The 17,076-nt window shown below is 72.7% G+C and carries 15 protein-coding genes; 8 read left to right on the top strand and 7 right to left on the bottom strand.

Features of this window, described 5'->3' with window-relative positions:
- Positions 1-7 precede the first annotated feature (7 nt).
- Positions 8-1,774, top strand: coding sequence for an ATP-binding cassette domain-containing protein (locus tag ACFQRD_RS00740; protein ID WP_377803271.1), 1,767 nt, complete (start codon positions 8-10; stop codon positions 1,772-1,774).
- 25 nt (positions 1,775-1,799) lie between these two features.
- Here ACFQRD_RS00740 and ACFQRD_RS00735 read toward each other — a convergent pair whose 3' ends face one another.
- From ACFQRD_RS00735 to ACFQRD_RS00725, 3 genes are all read right to left on the bottom strand, one after another.
- Positions 1,800-2,483, bottom strand: a complete 684-nt coding sequence (locus ACFQRD_RS00735) for a DUF402 domain-containing protein (protein WP_377019103.1) — start codon at positions 2,481-2,483, stop codon at positions 1,800-1,802.
- A gap of 121 nt (positions 2,484-2,604) precedes the next feature.
- On the bottom strand, positions 2,605-3,702 hold the full coding sequence (locus ACFQRD_RS00730) for a fatty acid desaturase family protein (protein WP_377019104.1): 1,098 nt from the start codon (positions 3,700-3,702) through the stop codon (positions 2,605-2,607).
- A 63-nt stretch (positions 3,703-3,765) separates the two neighbouring features.
- Positions 3,766-5,604: a sensor histidine kinase gene (locus ACFQRD_RS00725; RefSeq protein ID WP_377803269.1), complete on the bottom strand. Its 1,839-nt coding sequence runs from the start codon at positions 5,602-5,604 to the stop codon at positions 3,766-3,768.
- 38 nt (positions 5,605-5,642) lie between these two features.
- Here ACFQRD_RS00725 and ACFQRD_RS00720 point away from each other — a divergent pair, with 38 nt between their 5' ends.
- The gene (locus tag ACFQRD_RS00720; RefSeq protein ID WP_377019106.1) at positions 5,643-6,329 is read left to right on the top strand and encodes a response regulator; all 687 of its coding nucleotides are present in this window, start codon (positions 5,643-5,645) and stop codon (positions 6,327-6,329) included.
- Between the two features lie 57 nt (positions 6,330-6,386).
- On the opposite strand, the gene ACFQRD_RS00715 is transcribed toward ACFQRD_RS00720, so the two are convergent.
- The gene (locus ACFQRD_RS00715; protein WP_377803268.1) at positions 6,387-7,643 is read right to left on the bottom strand and encodes a protein kinase; all 1,257 of its coding nucleotides are present in this window, start codon (positions 7,641-7,643) and stop codon (positions 6,387-6,389) included.
- On the opposite strand from ACFQRD_RS00715, the gene ACFQRD_RS00710 reads away from it, so the two are divergent.
- A complete protein-coding gene (locus tag ACFQRD_RS00710) occupies positions 7,642-8,955 on the top strand; it encodes a hypothetical protein (protein WP_377803267.1) in 1,314 nt (437 codons plus the stop codon). The two genes, ACFQRD_RS00715 and ACFQRD_RS00710, sit on opposite strands and share 2 nt — an antisense overlap.
- A 38-nt stretch (positions 8,956-8,993) precedes the next feature.
- Here the strand turns inward: ACFQRD_RS00710 and ACFQRD_RS00705 are convergent, their stop codons facing one another.
- The gene (locus ACFQRD_RS00705) at positions 8,994-10,856 is read right to left on the bottom strand and encodes an ABC transporter ATP-binding protein (protein WP_377803266.1); all 1,863 of its coding nucleotides are present in this window, start codon (positions 10,854-10,856) and stop codon (positions 8,994-8,996) included.
- A complete protein-coding gene (locus ACFQRD_RS00700; protein ID WP_377803265.1) occupies positions 10,853-12,676 on the bottom strand; it encodes an ABC transporter transmembrane domain-containing protein in 1,824 nt (607 codons plus the stop codon). Before ACFQRD_RS00700 ends, ACFQRD_RS00705 begins: the two co-directional genes overlap by 4 nt.
- A gap of 124 nt (positions 12,677-12,800) precedes the next feature.
- Here ACFQRD_RS00700 and ACFQRD_RS00695 point away from each other — a divergent pair, with 124 nt between their 5' ends.
- The 5 genes from ACFQRD_RS00695 to ACFQRD_RS00675 all read left to right on the top strand — a co-directional run bounded on the left by ACFQRD_RS00695 (position 12,801) and on the right by ACFQRD_RS00675 (position 16,621).
- Positions 12,801-13,418 carry a disulfide bond formation protein DsbA gene (locus tag ACFQRD_RS00695; protein WP_377019112.1) on the top strand — a complete coding sequence of 206 codons (618 nt, stop codon included), beginning with the start codon at positions 12,801-12,803 and terminating at the stop codon, positions 13,416-13,418.
- 63 nt (positions 13,419-13,481) lie between these two features.
- Positions 13,482-13,973: a ribose-5-phosphate isomerase gene (locus ACFQRD_RS00690; RefSeq protein WP_377794331.1), complete on the top strand. Its 492-nt coding sequence runs from the start codon at positions 13,482-13,484 to the stop codon at positions 13,971-13,973.
- Positions 13,973-15,013, top strand: a complete 1,041-nt coding sequence (locus tag ACFQRD_RS00685) for an Fpg/Nei family DNA glycosylase (protein WP_377803264.1) — start codon at positions 13,973-13,975, stop codon at positions 15,011-15,013. The genes ACFQRD_RS00690 and ACFQRD_RS00685 overlap by 1 nt, the downstream gene beginning before the upstream one ends.
- Positions 15,010-16,074, top strand: coding sequence for an alpha/beta fold hydrolase (locus ACFQRD_RS00680; RefSeq protein ID WP_377803263.1), 1,065 nt, complete (start codon positions 15,010-15,012; stop codon positions 16,072-16,074). The genes ACFQRD_RS00685 and ACFQRD_RS00680 overlap by 4 nt, the downstream gene beginning before the upstream one ends.
- A 10-nt stretch (positions 16,075-16,084) precedes the next feature.
- Positions 16,085-16,621: a GNAT family N-acetyltransferase gene (locus ACFQRD_RS00675; RefSeq protein ID WP_377019116.1), complete on the top strand. Its 537-nt coding sequence runs from the start codon at positions 16,085-16,087 to the stop codon at positions 16,619-16,621.
- Here ACFQRD_RS00675 and ACFQRD_RS00670 read toward each other — a convergent pair whose 3' ends face one another.
- Positions 16,622-17,074 carry an ankyrin repeat domain-containing protein gene (locus tag ACFQRD_RS00670; RefSeq protein ID WP_377019117.1) on the bottom strand — a complete coding sequence of 151 codons (453 nt, stop codon included), beginning with the start codon at positions 17,072-17,074 and terminating at the stop codon, positions 16,622-16,624.
- Between the last annotated feature and the right edge of the window lie 2 nt (positions 17,075-17,076).

Here is a 17,076-nt window from a genome sequence, read left to right as displayed (position 1 = left end):
CCGCGACATGTCGAGGGAGAGGACGGACGCCGAACCGCGTGCCGTCGGACTCCGGACGATCCTCGCCGGCGCGGGCTGGAGTCTTGCCGAAGCCGCCCGCCGCAGCCCCCGCTGGCTCGCCCTGACCGCCGCGACCTCTCTCCTGCTCGCCCTGGTCCCGGCCGCGCAGGTCCGTGCCGTCGCCTGGCTGGTGGAGACAGCGGACGCAGGGTCGTGGCGCTCTGCGCTCGTCCCCGTCCTCCTGCTGACGATGCTGGTGGGACTCGCACAGATCGTCTCCAGCGCGGAGAACCTCATGGGCCAGCGCGCGAGTCTCCGTCTGATGCGGGAGCTCAACACGCGGCTGGCCCGCACCGCGGCCCGGCTCGATCCGCGTCAGATCGCCGATCCCCGAATCCACGCTCTGCTCGACGGGTGTCGCACCAGCACGTTCGAGCTCTCTCGGGCTCCCGGCTCCGTGATCAGCGCCGTCGCCTCCTTGCTCGCGGCGGCGACCCTCGGGGCGGCGATCTGGCCGTTCTCCCCGCTCGCGGCGGTGCTGGTGGTGCTGGCACTGATTCCGAGCCTCGTGAACTTCGCATGGTCCGCGGGAGTGCAGGACGCACAGTTCGAGGTCGGTGCGAAGCATGGAGCACGATTCCGCTATCTGCTCGAGCAGCTGGTCGGCGCTCGGACCGCCACGGAGCTCGCGACGCTGGGGTCGGGGCCGAAGGTCGCCGACGCCGCGGCCGCGGCCCATGCCCGGTTCACCGCGCACAATGACCAGATCTATGCCCGGCTGATGCGCGGTGACCTGATCGGCGGAGCCCTCACCGCGGGCCTGCTCGGTGGGGCCCTGATCGCCGTGCTCGCCGAGGGCGGCGGAACCGCGGGCCTGAGCGCCGGGGTGCTGGGCGTGATCGCCGGCCTCCAGGCGACCCGCGGAGCAGGCTTCGCCTTCGGCGACGTCATCTCCGTCGCCCCGAAGGTCGCCCGCTTCCGGGAGCAGGAGAACCTTGCCGGTGAGCGGGAACAGGGCGGTCGTGCTCCCGGCATCCGGCGACTCGATGTCCGCGAGGTGACCGTCACGTATCCCGGCGCGTCGACTCCCGCGCTGCGAGACGCGAGCCTCCACGCGGAGGCGGGCGAGATGATCGCGCTGGTCGGCATCAACGGCGCCGGGAAGACCACGCTCGTAGGCGCTCTGCTGGGCATCGTCGAGCTCGACGGCGGCCTCGTGCAGCTCGACGGGGCCGATGCCTCGCAGCTGAGCCTGCCGGAGAGGTTCTCGCGCTTCGCTCTGGTGACCCAGGAGTTCGGTCGTTACGAGATGACCGTGCGCGAGGCCGTGGCACTCGGCACCCCGCGCCGGGATGTGGAGGACGAGGAGATCTGGCAGGCGCTCGAGGCGGCCCGCGCGCGCTCACTGGTCGAGCGTCTGCCCCGCGGGCTGGACACGATGCTCGGGCCTCAGTTCGACGGGGTGGGCCTCTCGGGCGGGCAGTGGCAGCGGATCGCTCTGGCGCGCATCCACGTGCGCGATGCCGGGGTCAGGATCCTCGACGAGCCGACGTCGGCGATCGACGCCGAGGCCGAGCAGGAGGTCTTCGCCCAGCTGCGGGAGAGCGCCGCCGGCCGGATCACGATCGTCGTCTCCCATCGCGCCTGGACCGTGCGCGGGATGGATCGCATCTACCTGCTGGACCACGGGCGCGTGCTCGAGTACGGCAGCTTCGAGCAGCTTGCCGCTCCGGGAACCCGCTTCTCCGAGATCTTCGCGCAGCAGCTGGGCTGAGTGTCCGCGCTGAGCGCATGACCCCTCACCGCTGCGTCAGGTCCAGATCCCAGGTGTAGTGCTCCGGCAGCGTCGGCAGGGGCCACGACGGGTCCGGGAAGAAGTACTCGTACCCGGCGGAGAAGGGGTAGGTCCACTCGGCGATGTGCTGCTCGGCCTCACGGCCGGCCGCCCGGATCTCCTCGACCTCCTCGGGAGTGAAGTATCCGGTGCGCTCGGCTCCCTCGAGCTCGTCCTCGTCCTTGTAGTGCCAGTCGCGGCGCGGCAGCACCACGAGGTCCAGCACCAGGTCCCGGGTGCGCACACCTTCGTCGGTGCGCTCGTACGGGGTCTCGAGGTTGACGTAGTAGCAGCCCAGCGAGCCGTCGTCCTTGTAGAACAGCCACACCGAGTACGGCTTCTCGGGCAGCCCGATCATGAGGATGCCGTTGCCGGTCCACAGCTGCTTGGACTGCAGGCGCGGGGCGGTGAACATGCCCTCGTCCCCGGCGCGGCGCAGCGCCGCCCCGGATTCGAGGACCGGCAGCAGCACTTCGGTGCCGGGCGCGATCCAGACCACGATGCCGCGGTCGTCGTCCAGCACGACGGTGCCGGGGCGGACGGTGCGGGTCGGGTGCTGTGGGGTGTAGTAGGTCCAGGTCACCTGGTCGCCGGGCGACCAGCGCGGGGTGCAAGACATGGTGGTGATCCCGGCCGGATCGGCCTCCACGGACGCCCCGTACCGTCCGGCCACCGAGCCGGGGCTGCGCTGCCCGTGAAGGGGTAGGCGTATGGGGCGACCATACCGCCTCGCCCCCGGCCCGGTGGGCGGCGCGCCGGGGCGTCAGGGCTCAGGCGGCCCGCACGGGGGCGCCGGTGCGCAGCTGGGAGACGATCGGGCAGTCCATCGGGTCGGCGTAGCCCAGTCCCACCCGGTTGAGGTACCGGATGATGATCCCGTAGGACGTCACGAGGTCCGTCTCGGTGTAGGGGATGTTCTTCTCGGCGCAGAACTCCTTGACCAGCGGGCGCACCTTGCGCAGGTTCGAGCTGGGCATCCGCGGGAACAGGTGGTGCTCGACCTGGAGGTTCAGGCCGCCCATCGCCCAGTCCATGGGTCGGCCACCGGTGATGTTGCGCGAGGTGAGCACCTGGCGCCGGAGGTAGTCGACCTCGAGGTCCTCCGGCAGCAGTGCCATGCCCTTGTGGTTGGGGGCGAACGAGCCGCCCATGTAGATGCCGAACACGGCGAACTGGACGCCGAGGAAGGCGAGCGCCCACAGCGGGCCCATCGCGGCGACGGCGAGGGCGGGGAATCCGATCAGACGGATGGCGACCAGCAGGCCCTCGGCGACGCGGTGCTTCATCTTCTTGTTCTTCACCACCGAGGAGATGGCCTCGAAGTGCAGCACGAAGGCGAACAGGCTCAGCATCGGGATAAAGGCCCAGCCCTGGCGCTTGGCGAGCCAGCCCATGAAGCCGGTGCGCCCCTTCTCGTCACCGGGGACGAACACCAGCACGCCGCCGGCGATGTCGCCGTCCTTGCCGATGGTGTTGGGATGGGCGTGGTGCTTGTTGTGCTTGCGGGTCCACCAGGCGAGGCTCAGCCCCACCACGAGGTTGCCCACGATCCGTGAGAACCACTCGTTGCGGCGGCCCGAGGCGAACACCTGCTGATGGGCGCTGTCGTGGGCGAGGAACGCGGCCTGGGTGAACAGGATCCCGAACACGCCGCCGATGGCCAGCTGCCACGGCGAGGAGCCGAGGGCGAACATCGCGGCGGTGGCACCGAGGAACGCGAGAGCGAGACCGGCGGTGCGCACCATGTAGGTGCCCACCCGTCGGCCCATGAGCCCGGCGGCCTTGGCGCGCTCGGAGAGCTCGAAGTAGTCGCGGTTGGGCGGTGTGGACCGCGCGCCGGTGGGGCGCGGTGCGGCGGTGGTCGTCATGCCCTCGACGCTAGAGGTCGCCAGGTCGGTTCCGCGTCCCTCCGGGGAGCGAACCTCGACCCCCTACCGGGGTAGGGGATCGGCGATGGGGATCCTGGCCACCACGGTGAACCCGCCATCGGCGGTGGGGCCCGCCTCGACGGTGCCGCCGAGGGCGGTGACGCGCTCCCGGGTGCCCGCCAGGCCCAGTCCGGAGCCGGGGATGGGCTCGTGCCCGGCGTCGGCGGCGCGGTTGGAGACCTCGACGTCCAGGGAGGCGCCGGTGGCCACTACCCGCACCTGGATCGCGGCGCCGCGCGCATGGCGCAGCGCATTGCTCAGGGCCTCCTGCACGACGCGGTAGGCCGTCAGCCCCACCGTGGGCGGAACCTCCGTCTCGTCGATGTCATCGAGGTCGACGTCGATCGCGGCCCCGGAGGCGCGGCTGGCCTCGGCCAGCTGCTCGATGTCCGCCAGGCCCGGCATGGGGACCTCGTCGAGGGAGTCGTCGGTGCGCAGGGTCGCCAGCAGTGAGCGCATCTCACCGAGTGCCTGCCGGGAGGAGGCGGCGATGTCCTCGAACTCCTGCTCGGCCTGCGCATCCAGGCCCGTGAGTCGGAACTTCGCGGTGCCGGCCTGCACGGTGATCACCGACATCGAATGGGCGACGACGTCGTGGAGCTCGCGGGCGATGCGGCTGCGCTCCTCCAGCTCGAACCGGCGCCGGACCTCCTCGGCGCTGACGGTCTGGGCCTGCTCGACGCGGCCGCTGATCAGCACCCACTGGCGCACGGTCAGCCCGAGCAGCACCACGCCGCCGCTGATGGCCACCAGCACCACGCCGTTGGTCATCACCCCGCGCAGCGTCCCGCTCGGCATCGAGGCCGGATCGGTCTCCAGCAGTGCCCCGAGAGTCAGTGCGGCCCCGGCGGACCAGGCAGAGACCGCCCAGAACCAGCGGTGGAAGACCGCCAGCACGGCGAGGACGAGGCAGTGTGCCAGCAGCGCGGTCACGGGCCACGGCCAGGGGGCCAGCGTCTGCTCGCCGGCGGTGATCAGGATCGTGGCCAGCGCGGCGAGGACCCCCAGGGACAGGCCCGCCCAGTTCCAGCGCACCGCCAGCAGGGCAGCGACGCTGTGGGCCACGGTCACGACCATCGCCAGGGCCGGATGGACGTGGTAGAGGGTGGCGGTCACGGGCCAGCCCACGACGACCAGGACGAAGCCGATGAAGGCGATGGTCATGCGGGTCCAGGCGTTCTCCCGCAGCCGTTCGTCGGCATCCGATCCGACCGTCGCCGGGGCCTCTCCGCTGCGACGGGCCCCCGGCACGGCACCACCCAGCAGGGCGGCAGTGACCGCGACGTCCAGCAGCGCCAGGGCATGCACGATGGCGGGGAATGTCAGGGCGAGCAGGAGGCCGACGACCAGGGCCACCGCCCACCCGCCGGGCAGGTCCTGGCCGGGGACGTCGCCGCTGCCGGGTGGCAGGAGCCGTCCCCACGCCCATGAGGTGAGGCACGCCACCGCGCCGACCGCCCAGAGCACCGTGGTCCCCACCGTCAATACGCGCACCGGCAGCGCGATCAGTGCCTCGAAGGCGAGGTCGAGCCAGCGGCGGGAGTCGGTGATCAGACGGAGCACCCCGGCGACGCCCCGTCCGCGGGGGCGGTAGCGCGGGGGAGTGACGTCGACTCCCCAGAGGGCGAGCCGCCAGCGGTCCAGACTCGCGCAGACCGAGGCGAGGGCGAGCGTCACCGGGAACAGCAGCACGCCCACCCAGACGATCGCCAGGACCGAGGAGACGGCCATCAGCGGGGTCAGCATGGCCACGGCAACCAGGGTCAGCGGCAGGCCCGGCAGGACCAGGGCCAGGTCATGGCCGAGGCGGCCCAATGCGCGACGGTCAGGGACCAGCAGCATGGGGCGCTCCTCCCGGGAAGCTGGGATACGGTGACCGCATGACCGACCCCGCCGAGCCGGCCTCCGCGATCCGTGTGCTGATCGTCGACGACCAGTCGATGATCCGCGGTGGCTTCGAGGCCCTGCTGAACGCCCAGGAGGGGATCGAGGTCGTCGGCACCGCGGCGGACGGCGCCGGCATCACCGGCATGGTCGAGGAGGTCCGGCCCCACGTGGTGCTCATGGACATCCGCATGCCCAACGTGGGCGGGCTGGACGCGACCCGGGCGGTGCTCGAGATGCCCGGCACGCCACCGAAGATCATCATGCTGACCACCTTCGATGCCGACGAGTACGTGTTCGCCGCCCTGCGGGCGGGAGCGAGCGGATTCCTGCACAAGGATTCCACACCCGATGAGCTCGTCCACGCGGTGCGGGTGGTCGCCGCCGGTGAGGCACTGCTGGCACCGCGCGTGACGCGCACGCTGATCGCGGACTTCGTCTCCCGACCGGAGCAGTCCGCGCGCCCGGACGTGAGCCTGGCGGCCCTGACCGAGCGGGAGCTGGACGTGCTGCGGCTGGTGGCCCGGGGACGATCGAACCGCGAGATCGCCGACGAGCTGTACATGGCCGAACAGACCGTCAAGACCCATGTCTCCCGGATGCTGGGCAAGCTGAGCCTGCGCGACCGCACCCAGCTGGTGGTCGCCGCGTACGAGGCCGGGCTGGTCCGCGCGGGCGAGTGACCGTCCGGGAGCGACCGTCCGGGAGTGGCCGGGAACCGCGCCGAACCGCGGCTCCTGTCACATCAGGGCGGCTGCGACCAGGGCAGCCGCGCCCGCGAGGCACAGCGCGGCGACCACCAGCAGGAGCACGCCGATCCAGGCGCCGGAGCGCCGAGCCGCCGCGGAAGGCGGCTGCGCGGTCGCGGGCCCGGACGGCGCAGCCTGCACCGGATGCGGCGGCAGGTATGACTGGGGATTGCGCCGCGTCGGATCGTGCATGAACTCCTCGGTGGAGGCCTGCCGCGCTCGCGGGCTCGGGCTCGGGTTCGGACTCGGGTCGGAGGAGAGAGTCGGGTTCGGGGCGGACCGCGCCGTGATCCGTTCGTGCAGCCCGGGGGCCAGCCCGGCGAGGCTCTCCGGACCATCCAGCGGCACCTCGGGGAGGTGGCCGGCCTCGACCTGATCGGCGACCACGAAGCGCTCGCCGCTGGCCGTGCGGGACCACTGCGCGGGGGGAGCGGACGGCGGGACGATGGCGTCCCGGGCCTGCACGGCCGCCGGGCGCCGGGTGGGGTCCGCGTCGAGCATGGCGCACAGCAGCTCCCCCAGCGGACCGGCCGCTGGATCGGCGCTGCCGGCGAGGGAGCGGGCGGCTCGGTCCGGAAGGGATGCCACGTCGACCCGCTGCCGGGGCGGCAACGGGTCGAGGGCCTCCAGGGCGCAGGCCGCTGCCGCCCAGACGTCCTGCGCCGCTGAGCTCGCCTCGCCCGTGAGCACTTCGGGTGCCATGAATCCCGGGGTGCCGTGCACGAGTCCCGTCTCCGTCAGCCGCACGTCCGACTCGTGCAGCGCGATACCGAAGTCGGCCAGGAGAAGGTGCGGTGCCGCATCCCCCGTGCGGTCCAGCAGCAGGTTCGCGGGTTTCACGTCCCGATGGACCCATGAGGAGTCGTGCATCGCTGCGAGGGCGTCGAGCAGCTGCCGCAGCAGGTGAGCGACCAGCGAAGGGGCCAGAGCGCCGTGGTCGGCCAGCGCCCCGGCGAGGGTGCCGCCGTGGACCAGGGGCATCACCAGCACGACGGTGTCGTCCTCGGCGACCCACGTGTAGGGCGGGAGCAGGTGGGGATGCTTGCCGAGGCCCTGGGCGGTGCCGACGGTCTGCTCGCGCACGAAGCGCAGCACCTCGGCGCCGTCCCGCTGGCGCATGACCTTCGCTGCGCAGATCGCCCCGTAGCGGCGGTCGATGGCGCGCCACAGCGACCCGGAGGCGCCGCGGGCGAGAGGATCGAGCAGCTCGATGCGGCCTGCGATGACATCGGACATGATGGTGGTCATGCTAGAGCACTCCCCGCGAGCGTCCGCCCCGGCCCCGGCGGCGCTGATCGTGGCACTGGCCATGGCGCTCGTGCTGCTCGGTGCGGCGCCGGCCGCGCTCGCCGATCCCTCGGACGAGCCGACCCCGCCGGAGCATGCCTATTCGGCCGACGGGAAGGACGTCCAGGGAGGGGCCTCCCTCGCCCAGGCCACGACGGTGGCTCCCGGGATCCATCGCGATTCCTTCGAGCGCGGCGCCGAGAGCACCTCGAAGGAGGGCACCGAGAAGTACTACCGGGTGGCCGTCGAGGACGGCGAGCGCGTGCATGCGGCCGCGACCATCGCGGCGCCGCCCTACCCGGATGGCCGGCCCGAGGACGACGAGGGACTGGGCCTGGCCATCGGCTTCCGCACCGCGGGAGGCGATACCTGTACCAGCGACGACGACTTCGCCGGGGAGGACATGACCGGGGACGGACCGGTGACGGCCTGGGCCGTCTCCGAGGCGGTCGGTCCCGACGGCTGCTCCGGCGAGGAGCTCTTCCTGCGGGTCGCCCGGCAGGGATCACGGGCGGCCGACGAGCCGCTTCCCGTGGAGATCCAGGTCGCGATCCAGCCGCCCGGGATCGGCGGCGGCGCACCCGCGGTGGACGAGGAGGTCGAGGACGACGGCGCGTCCCCCGTCTCTCCCGTCGACGACCAGCCGATCGAGCTGGGGCGGTCCTTCGCCGCTGCCACCCCGCTCGAGCCCGGCTCCCATGTGGTCGAGCTCGTTCCCGGGGAGACCGGAATGGTCTCGACACAGGTCCGCGAGGGTCAGCGTCTGCGCTGGCGCACGGAGGTCACCGCACAGCCCGACGGCGGCAAGGACGTCCTCGCGCTGCGGACCTTCAACGCCGCGCGTGAACAGGTGACGGTGGGCGGCGGCTCCTGGGCGGCCTACGACGGCGACCCGATCGCCGGGGGCGGCATGGCCGCCCCGGTGGATCTGGGCAATCGCAGCTCGGAGCTGCGCGCGGTGCAATCCGCCTGGCTGCCGGGGACCCACACGATCCAGCTCCAGCGGCTGCAGCTTCCGGCCGACGCGGAACCCGGCGCGGAGGAGCCGCTGAGGCTGATCCTCACCCTCGAGGTCGAGGGAGAGGTCGCGCCCGACGCCGTCGAGGGCACCGTGCTCGAACTGGGCGAGACCACCTCGCAGCGCGACGGACTGCTCGGGTCCGCCGGCGGCCTCGGACGCGTCGCCATGTTCGTGGGCGCCGGACTGCTGACGGTGACGGCACTGGTGACCGGCGTGGCCGGCATCCTGGTGCTGCGTCTGCGACGCCGCTGAACCGCGCAGTCGCCGAACCACCCAGTCGCCGACCCCGTTCAGCCCGCCCAGGCCCTCCACAGCCGGGCGTACTCGCCGCCCCGCGCCACCAGCTCCTCGTGGCTGCCCTGCTCTACCACCCGGCCGTCGGCCATCATCAGGATCCGGTCGGCGACCATCGCCTGGGACAGGCGGTGGGCCACGATGATCGTGGTGCGGCCCCGGGCCACCTCGAGCGCCGCCCGTTCCAGCACCCGGGCGCCGGAAGAGCCTTCGTCGGCCGTGGCCTCGTCGAGCACCAGCACGGCGGGGTCCTGCAGCGAGATGCGGGCCAGGGCCAGCTGCTGGGCCTGCTCCGCGGTGAGGCGCTCACCCTTCTCCCCGACCTCGGTGTCCAGGCCGTGGGGAAGGCGCTGCGCCCAGATCCAGGCGTCCACCCGGTGCAGCGCCGCCCACAGCTCCTCGTCGCTCGCCCCGGGCCGCGCCAGTCGCAGGTCCTCCCGGAGCGTGCCGCGGAAGACGTGCACGTCCTGGCTGACGATCGAGGCGTGGCTGCGCACCGCGTCGATGTCGGCCCGGGCGAGGTCGGCGCCGCCGTGCAGCACCGTGCCGTGGCGGGGGACCAGGGTGCCGGCGAGGATCGCCGCGAGCGTCGACTTGCCCGCCCCGGAGGCTCCCACCAGGGAGACCACCTCACCCGGGGCGATGTCGAGATCGATCGGATGCAGCACGGTCCGCTCCCGGCCCTCGTCGTCGGTGCCGTAGGCGTGGGAGACCTGCTCGAGGCGGATCGAGGCGTCCTGGGGGCGTTCCTCGCCCGGGGAGGCGGCGGGGTCGATCGAGGAGATCACCCCGACCATGCGCGACAGGCTCGCGACGGCGGACTGCACCTCGTCGAGGTTGAAGATGACCGCCATCATCGGCCAGAACAGGCTGACCAGGTAGATGCCGGCGGCGGTGACCACGCCGATCGGCGCTCCGGCCACGTGCACCATCACGAATCCGAGCCCGAGCACCAGCAGCAGGGCCAGGTTCTCCGGGATGGCGATGAAGGCCACCAGGCGGCTGACCAGGAACATCACCCTCATGTTCAGCACCGAGGCGGTCTCCGAGAGCACCGCGACGTGCCGGGTCTCGCGGCGCTCGATGCCGTAGGCGTGCACCGTGGGGATGCCGTGGATCGCGGAGAGCAGCCCCTGGGCGCGAGCGCCCATCGCGATCCGCTCGCGGCGGTACAGAGGTGCGGTGCGCCGCAGATACCACAGCGCCGCCAGCGCGTACATCGGCACCACCAGCACCACCAGGATCAGCAGCCACGGGGACAGGGTGGCCATGCCGACCATGGTCACCATCACGTAGAAGCCCATCTGGATCAGTGAGGGCACCAGGTTGTTCACGGCACGCGCGGCCACGTCGACGTCGTCGGCGACCCGGGAGAGGGCGTCGCCGATGCCGGAGCGCTCCATGGTGTGCGCGGGCAGGTCCAGAGCGCGGTCGATGACGTCCTCGCGCATCCCGGCCAGGATCCGCTGTCCGAGCGCCGAGACCATCGACCAGCCGGCGGCGGCCAGCACCGCCTGGATGATGCCGACGCCGAGGACCTGCGCGCCGAGCCACCATGCCGCGGCGGGGTCCCCGCCGCCCGCGACGACGTCGACCGCCGCGCCGATCAGCCGCGGCAGGATCGCCGCCGCGATGGCGCCGCCGATCGTCACCGCCGCGGTGGCCAGCGCGGCCAGGCGGTGCTCGCGGAGCCTGCCGAGCATGAACCGCGTCGCCTGGCCGGCGCCCGCGATCGGCAGCAGCTGGGCGTGCTCGGCGAGCTGGTGCTGGGCAGTGGCGTCATCGCCCAGCACCTCGTCCACCGGGCGCGTCCAGTCGAGGTCGTGCGTCGGCGTGCCGCGCCTCGTGGTCGCGCTCATCGCTGCACCATCTCCCGGTAGTCGTCACGGTCCATGAGCTCGAGGTGCTCGCCCTCGGCGACCACCTCGCCGGCGCGCACGTACACCACGCGGTCCGCCTCCCGCAGCAGAGCGGGGGAGCGGGCGAGCACCAGCGTCGCCCGGTCGCTGCGGCGGCGGGCGGCGACCAGGGCCTCGGCGATGTGCTGCTCGGTGACGGCGTCGACCGCGGTGGTGGGGTCCTGCAGCACGAGGACGGGGGTATCGGCCGCGACGGCGCGCGCGAGGGCGATGCGCTGGCGCTGGCCGCCGGAGAGGTTGGAGCCACGATCGAGGATGCGCGACTCGTACCCGTCGGGCAGGATCCGCAGCAGGTCCTCGGCGCCGGCGGCATGCAGGGCGGCATCCGCCCAGGAGTCGTCGCTGCCGTCGGTCGCGGCGGTCTCCGGGGCGCGGGTGGCCAGCTGCTCGCGCAGCGTTCCGTCGAACAGATCCACCACGTGCGGCTCCACCAGCAGGTCCGCTCGCAGGCTCGCGCGCTGCTCCGGGACGATCGGCCGCTCGCCCAGGGACGCCTGGAGGCCGTCCCCGTCGTCCGGTCCGCTGACGGCGTCGATGATGGCGTCGGCATCGGCCACGTCGGCACAGGCGACCGCGACGAATGTGCCGTCGGGCACGGAGATGTCGAGGCTGCGGCCATGGCCCCGGTTGCGGATGTGCAGACCGCCGGCCGCGCCGCGCCGTTCCCGGCGGGCGGCGGTGCCCTCGCCGCGGTCATCGCGCCCGACGGAGAGAGCTCTGAGCGTCAGAGCGGGATCGTCGACCTCGCGGCCGAGGTCGGCGAACAGGTCACGGACACGACGGGCGGATGTCGACATGCTCGCCCACCACACCGGCATCCCGGAGAGCCCCTGCAGCGACCCCATGACCTGGCGCGCGACGCCGACCACGGCGATCAGGGCGCCGATGCCCAGGTCACCCTGCAGCCCGCGGACGGTGGCGATGACGACGACGGCGGCCAGCATCGCCCCGGTGACCAGCGTGGTCAGGCCCGAGGAGAGACCCGAGTAGCGGGCGTTGACCAGCGCCGCCTCCAGCGCCACGCGGGAGCGGCGGCGGTAGTGGGCGCGGGCCCGGGACTGCACGCCCAGGCCCTGCAGCACCCGCAGTCCGTGCACCAGGTCGGTGGCGGTCGCGGCGGCCTCGGCGGCCTGGGTCTGCTGGGCGTCGTAGCGCTGGGAGAGCGTCGGGGTGATCACGCGGATCACGACCACCATCACCACGATCCCGATCAGCATGGCCGCTCCCAGCCACACGTCCTGGAATCCCATCCACACGGTGGCCCCGAGGATCACCATGCCGGCGGGGAATCCCCACGGCAGCAGGTCGAGCACGTCGGAGGCCTTGTCGGCGTCGGACGTCGCGATCGAGAGCACCTCGCCGGCCGGACGCCGGATCCGCCGGGAGGCCGGGTCCAGCACCGCGCCGGTCAGGCCCACGCGCAGACGGTGGCGCTCGTACATGCAGGCCTTCTGGCTCGCCAGGAAGGTGTAGATCCACAGCAGCATCCCGCCCAGGCGCACCGCGATGATCCCGAGCGCACCGAGCAGGGTGAAGGCCAGGTTCCCGCCGACGATGCCGCGGTCGATGACCACGCCGAGCAGGATCGGCAGCAGCATCTCGGCGCCCTCGGAGATCGTCGCCAGCGGCAGCACCTTCGCAAGCATCCGGCGATGGTTGCGCAGGATCGAGGCCATCACCCCGGGGCGTCGTGCGGCCGGGGCGGCAGGGCTGCGGGCAGGGGGAGCTGCGGCGGAGGTCTCCGCCGTCGACGAGGTCACGGACACCTGATAGATCCAACCCCGGCGACGCCGCAGGTGCAACGTCTTTTCCGCAGCGACTTTCCGCGGCGACGGCCCGCAGTGACAGAATGAGCGGCATCACCCCCGAGCACGAGGAGCTGTCATGTCTGCCCGCACCGTCGAGCTGTTCGTCGACCCTGCCTGCCCCTACGCCTGGATGACCAGCCGCTGGCTGCTGGGTGCCGCCGAGGTCCGCGAGGTCACCCCGAAGTTCTCGGTGATGTCTCTCTACGTGCTCAACGAGGGCCGCGACCTCGATCCCGACTACCGCCGCAGCACGGATCAGAACTGGGCTCCCGCGCGCCTGGCCATCGAGATCTCCCGCATGCACGGGGACGAGGCCTTCGCCCGCTGGTACACCGCCTGGGGCGAGCGGTTCCACGTCGGCGGCGACAAGGACCGTCGGGCGGTGGCCGAGCAGGCGCTGGAGGCCGCGGAGCTGCCGGCCTCGCTGATGGACGTGTTCGACCCGGTTGCCGACGACGAGACCGACACCGAGCTGCGCGCCTCCCACGAGCGGGCCATCTCCATGGTCGGCCAGGACGTCGGCACCCCGGTGATCTCCTTCGGCGAGGGCACCGCGTACTTCGGCCCCGTCGTCTCCCCGGCCCCGAAGGGCGAGGATGCCGGCCGTCTGCTGGACGCGATGGCGACCATGGCCACGCTCGAGGGCTTCTACGAGCTCAAGCGCACCCGCAGCGGCGGCGTCGACTTCAGCTGAACCGAACCGGACCGAACCGGACCGAACCGGACCGGCCTGACCCAGAGAGGCACATCCACCCCCATGCGCGTGCACATCGGCACCGACCACGCCGGCTTCGAGCTGAAGAACCGCCTGATCGCGGCGTTGCAGGACAAGGGCCACGAGGTCACCGACCACGGTGCCCACGAGTACGACGCCCTGGACGACTACCCGCCGTTCTGCACCGACGTCGGCGAGGCCGTGGTCGCCGATCCCGGCTCCCTCGGGATCGTCATCGGCGGTTCCGGCAACGGTGAGCAGATCGCCGCGAACAAGGTCACCGGGGTGCGTGCCGCCCTGGTCTGGAACGAGGACACCGCGCGCCTCGCCCGCCAGCACAACGACGCCAACGTGATCTCCGTCGGCGCTCGCCAGCACACCGAGCCCGAGCTGGAGGCGCTGATCGACCTGTTCCTGGCCGAGCCGTTCTCCGGCGAGGAGCGTCACCAGCGCCGTATCGACCTGGTCGCCCGCTACGAGGAGACCGGCGGCTACGGCGATCCCGCCGGCGTCGCCGCCCCCTCGGCGCCGTAGTGCCGGAGGGGCACACCGTCCACCGGCTCGCCGCGGCGCTGAGCCGCGGCTTCGGGGGCGAGAGGGTGCGCATCTCGAGCCCGCAGGGCCGCTTCGCGGAGGCGGCGCAGGTCGACGGCATGGTGCTGCTGGCCGCCGAAGCGGCCGGCAAGCACCTGTTCCTGGCACTGGCGCCCTCGGCGGACGTGGACCCGGACTCGCCGGTGGTCCGGCACATCCACGTCCACCTCGGCCTGTACGGCTCCTGGACCTTCGCCGGCGATCCCGGCTTCGCCGACGCCCACGCGATCGGCGCACCGCGCGTGCGCCTGGGCGAGCAGGAGGAGGAGCTGGGGGACGACGGCGTGCTGGACTGGCGGCGCCTGGTCCCGCGGCCGACGGTGCGGCTGCGCCTGGTCGGCGCTCGCGGGCTCGCCGAGCTGACCGGTCCCACCGCCTGCGAGGTGCTCGACGGGCCCGGCCGGCAGGCCGTCCTGGACCGGCTCGGCCCGGACCCGCTGCGACCGGACGCGAACGGCAGCGGCGGCGGCGACCGGCGCCGGTTCGTGGAGGCCGTGCGCCGCTCCCGCACGGCCATCGGAACGCAGCTGATGGACCAGAAGGTCGTGGCGGGCATCGGCAACATCTACCGCGCCGAGCTGCTGTTCCGGGCGCGCCTGGACCCGTTCGTGCCCGGCCGGGATCTCAGCGCCGGCATGCTCGATCAGATGTGGACCGACCTGGCCGCGCTGATGGCCTACGGGGCGCGCACCGGCCGGATCGTCACCACCCAGCCCGAGCACCGCGACCTCGAGGCCCGCATCGTCGAACGCTCCCGCGGCACCCGCCAGAACGGCGACGAGGACCCCTCCGTGGTGCCGCGCGAGAAGTCCTTCTACGTCTATCACCGCCAGAGCCTGCCCTGCCGGCTGTGCGGGACCACCATCCGCTCGCGCGACCTCGCCGCCCGCACCGTGTTCTGGTGCCCGAGGTGCCAGAGCGTGCGCAGCCGCCGGGCGGCCTGGACGCGCGAGCACCCCGCGGCAGAATGGGCGCTGTGAGCTCTGCGTCCGCACCCCCGCCCCTGCCTCTGAACGCCTCCGGCCACCTGCCCGTGGGCGACGGGCACGAGATCTGGTGGGAGGAGAGCGGCACACCCGACGGCGTGCCCGTGCTCTACCTCCACGGCGGCCCGGGGAGCGGACTGAGTCCCGGGTACCGCCGCAGCGCTCCCTCTGATCGCTGCCGGATCGTCGGCCTCTCCCAGCGGGGCGCCGGGGCCTCGACCCCGTCGGCCGGAGCCCCCGGTCCCGTCGACCTCGGTGCGAACACCACCGCGCACCTGGTCGCCGACATCGAGGCACTCCGCGAGCACCTCGGCATCGACGCCTGGATCGTCGAGGGCGTCTCGTGGGGCAGCACGCTCGCCCTCGCCTACGCCCAGGCGCATCCGGACCGGGTGCTCGGAGTGGTCCTCTTCGCCGTCACCAGCACCTCGCGGCGCGAGGTCGACTGGATCACCGAAGGGATCGGATCCGTGTTCCTCGAGGCCTGGGATCGGTTCGCCGGCTTCGCCGAGACGCACGGCGACTTCGATCGACGCGACACCTCACCGGCGCGAGTGCGACTGGTCGAGGCCTACCGTCGTCTGCTCGAGGGCGACGAACCCGATCTCGTCGACGCCGCGGCCGAGGCCTGGATGACCTGGGAGGACGAGCACATCCGCATCGGCACCGGCTCCACCGAGATCGCGACTCCGCCCGCGGATCTCACCGACGAGCAGCGACGTGAGCGCCGTACCTTCGCCCGCCTCGTCACCCACTACTGGGCCCACGACGGGTTCGTCGCCGACTGGGCCGCGCGCTGGGGCGGCGTGCCGGGTGCCGGCCTGCTGGGCGGTATGGGCCGCTTGGCCGGCGTCCCGGGCGTGCTGATCCACGGCCGACGCGACGTCTCCGGCCCCGCCGTGACCGCCTGGGAGCTGCATCGTGCCTGGCCGGGCAGCGAACTGGTGATCATCGAGGACGAGGGCCACGGTGGGCCGCGGATGGTCGAGCAGTGGCGGGCCGCCGTCGCGCGACTGGCGGCGACGGCGGGAATGCCGCAAGCTCCCGAGCAGTAATGTGGTGACCATGCCTGAACCCGTGATCCATCCAGCGGCGTCGGCTCCGGACCCGGAGACCGGCGCCGTGCTGCGACGCTCCGTCGTGCCCGACATCGACCCCCGCACGCTCTACCTGCTCGCGAAGCTCCGCCAGGACGTCTTCACCATGGAGCAGAAGGCCACCGACCCGGACCTCGACGGTCGCGACCTCGAGGCCACGACCACCCTTCTGTGGATCGAGGTGCCCGGGCCGGAGGCCGAGGCCGCCGGGCTGGAGCGCGAACCCGCCGCGCACATCCGCGTCCTCCACGAACCCGGCGGCGTGCTGCGCATCGGCCGGCTCGCCGTGCGGGCCGCGAACCGTCGCGACGGCTTCGGGCGCCGCATCATGCGCGCGGCGCTGGACGTGGCCCGCGAGCAGGCTCCGCAGGCCGAGGTGCACATCGACGCCCAGGCCTACCTCGAGACGTGGTACCAGTCGATGGGCTACGAGACCGTCGGCGGCCTGTTCATGGAGGCAGGCATCGAGCACGTGCCGATGGTCTACCGCCATCCGGCGGACTGATCAGTCCTCGCGTCGGGCCGCGTGCTCCTCGATCAGCGTGATCATCTCGCCGCGCTCGAAGAACCGGGCCGTCTCCAGCGCGTCCGGGGAGCCCAGGCCCGGGTCCGCCCCGGCCTCCAGCAGTGCCACGGCGACGTCCGTGTAGCCCTTGAACGCGGCCCCGGCCAGCGGGGACTGACGGCGGTCGTTCAGCAGGTCGACGTCGGCCCCGCGGGCGGCGAGCTCACGCACCAGCTCGGCGTGGCCGTGGTAGGCGGCGAGCATGAGGGCGCTGTTGCCGGAGGCGTCGCGCAGGTTGGCGGGGGCGCCCCGGTCGATCAGCGGCAGCAGGCCGTCACCGTCCCCGCGCCGAGCGGCGTCGAGCATCGAGTTGGCCAGGGCGATCACCTCCTCGTCCTCGGAGGCGGGCACGTCGGGCCGGGTGGAGGGCTGGGGCTGGATGTCGTCGTTCACGG

It is taken from the genome of Brachybacterium sp. GCM10030268, from assembly GCF_042666305.1.
Lineage (GTDB): Bacteria > Actinomycetota > Actinomycetes > Actinomycetales > Dermabacteraceae > Brachybacterium.
The sequence above is the reverse complement of the archived record's forward strand: the minus strand, read 5'-3'. Positions and strand labels throughout refer to the sequence as shown.

What these genes read in the sequence shown, in the direction of transcription:
- ACFQRD_RS00740 (WP_377803271.1), top strand. Translation starts at nt 8, where the DNA reads ATGTCGAGGGAGAGGACGGACGCCGAACCGCGTGCCGTCGGACTCCGG.
- ACFQRD_RS00730 (WP_377019104.1), bottom strand. Translation starts at nt 3,702, where the DNA reads ATGACGACCACCGCCGCACCGCGCCCCACCGGCGCGCGGTCCACACCG.
- ACFQRD_RS00725 (WP_377803269.1), bottom strand. Translation starts at nt 5,604, where the DNA reads ATGCTGCTGGTCCCTGACCGTCGCGCATTGGGCCGCCTCGGCCATGAC.
- ACFQRD_RS00720 (WP_377019106.1), top strand. Translation starts at nt 5,643, where the DNA reads ATGACCGACCCCGCCGAGCCGGCCTCCGCGATCCGTGTGCTGATCGTC.
- ACFQRD_RS00710 (WP_377803267.1), top strand. Translation starts at nt 7,642, where the DNA reads ATGCTAGAGCACTCCCCGCGAGCGTCCGCCCCGGCCCCGGCGGCGCTG.
- ACFQRD_RS00715 (WP_377803268.1), bottom strand. Translation starts at nt 7,643, where the DNA reads ATGACCACCATCATGTCCGATGTCATCGCAGGCCGCATCGAGCTGCTC.
- ACFQRD_RS00705 (WP_377803266.1), bottom strand. Translation starts at nt 10,856, where the DNA reads ATGAGCGCGACCACGAGGCGCGGCACGCCGACGCACGACCTCGACTGG.
- ACFQRD_RS00695 (WP_377019112.1), top strand. Translation starts at nt 12,801, where the DNA reads ATGTCTGCCCGCACCGTCGAGCTGTTCGTCGACCCTGCCTGCCCCTAC.
- ACFQRD_RS00690 (WP_377794331.1), top strand. Translation starts at nt 13,482, where the DNA reads ATGCGCGTGCACATCGGCACCGACCACGCCGGCTTCGAGCTGAAGAAC.
- ACFQRD_RS00675 (WP_377019116.1), top strand. Translation starts at nt 16,085, where the DNA reads ATGCCTGAACCCGTGATCCATCCAGCGGCGTCGGCTCCGGACCCGGAG.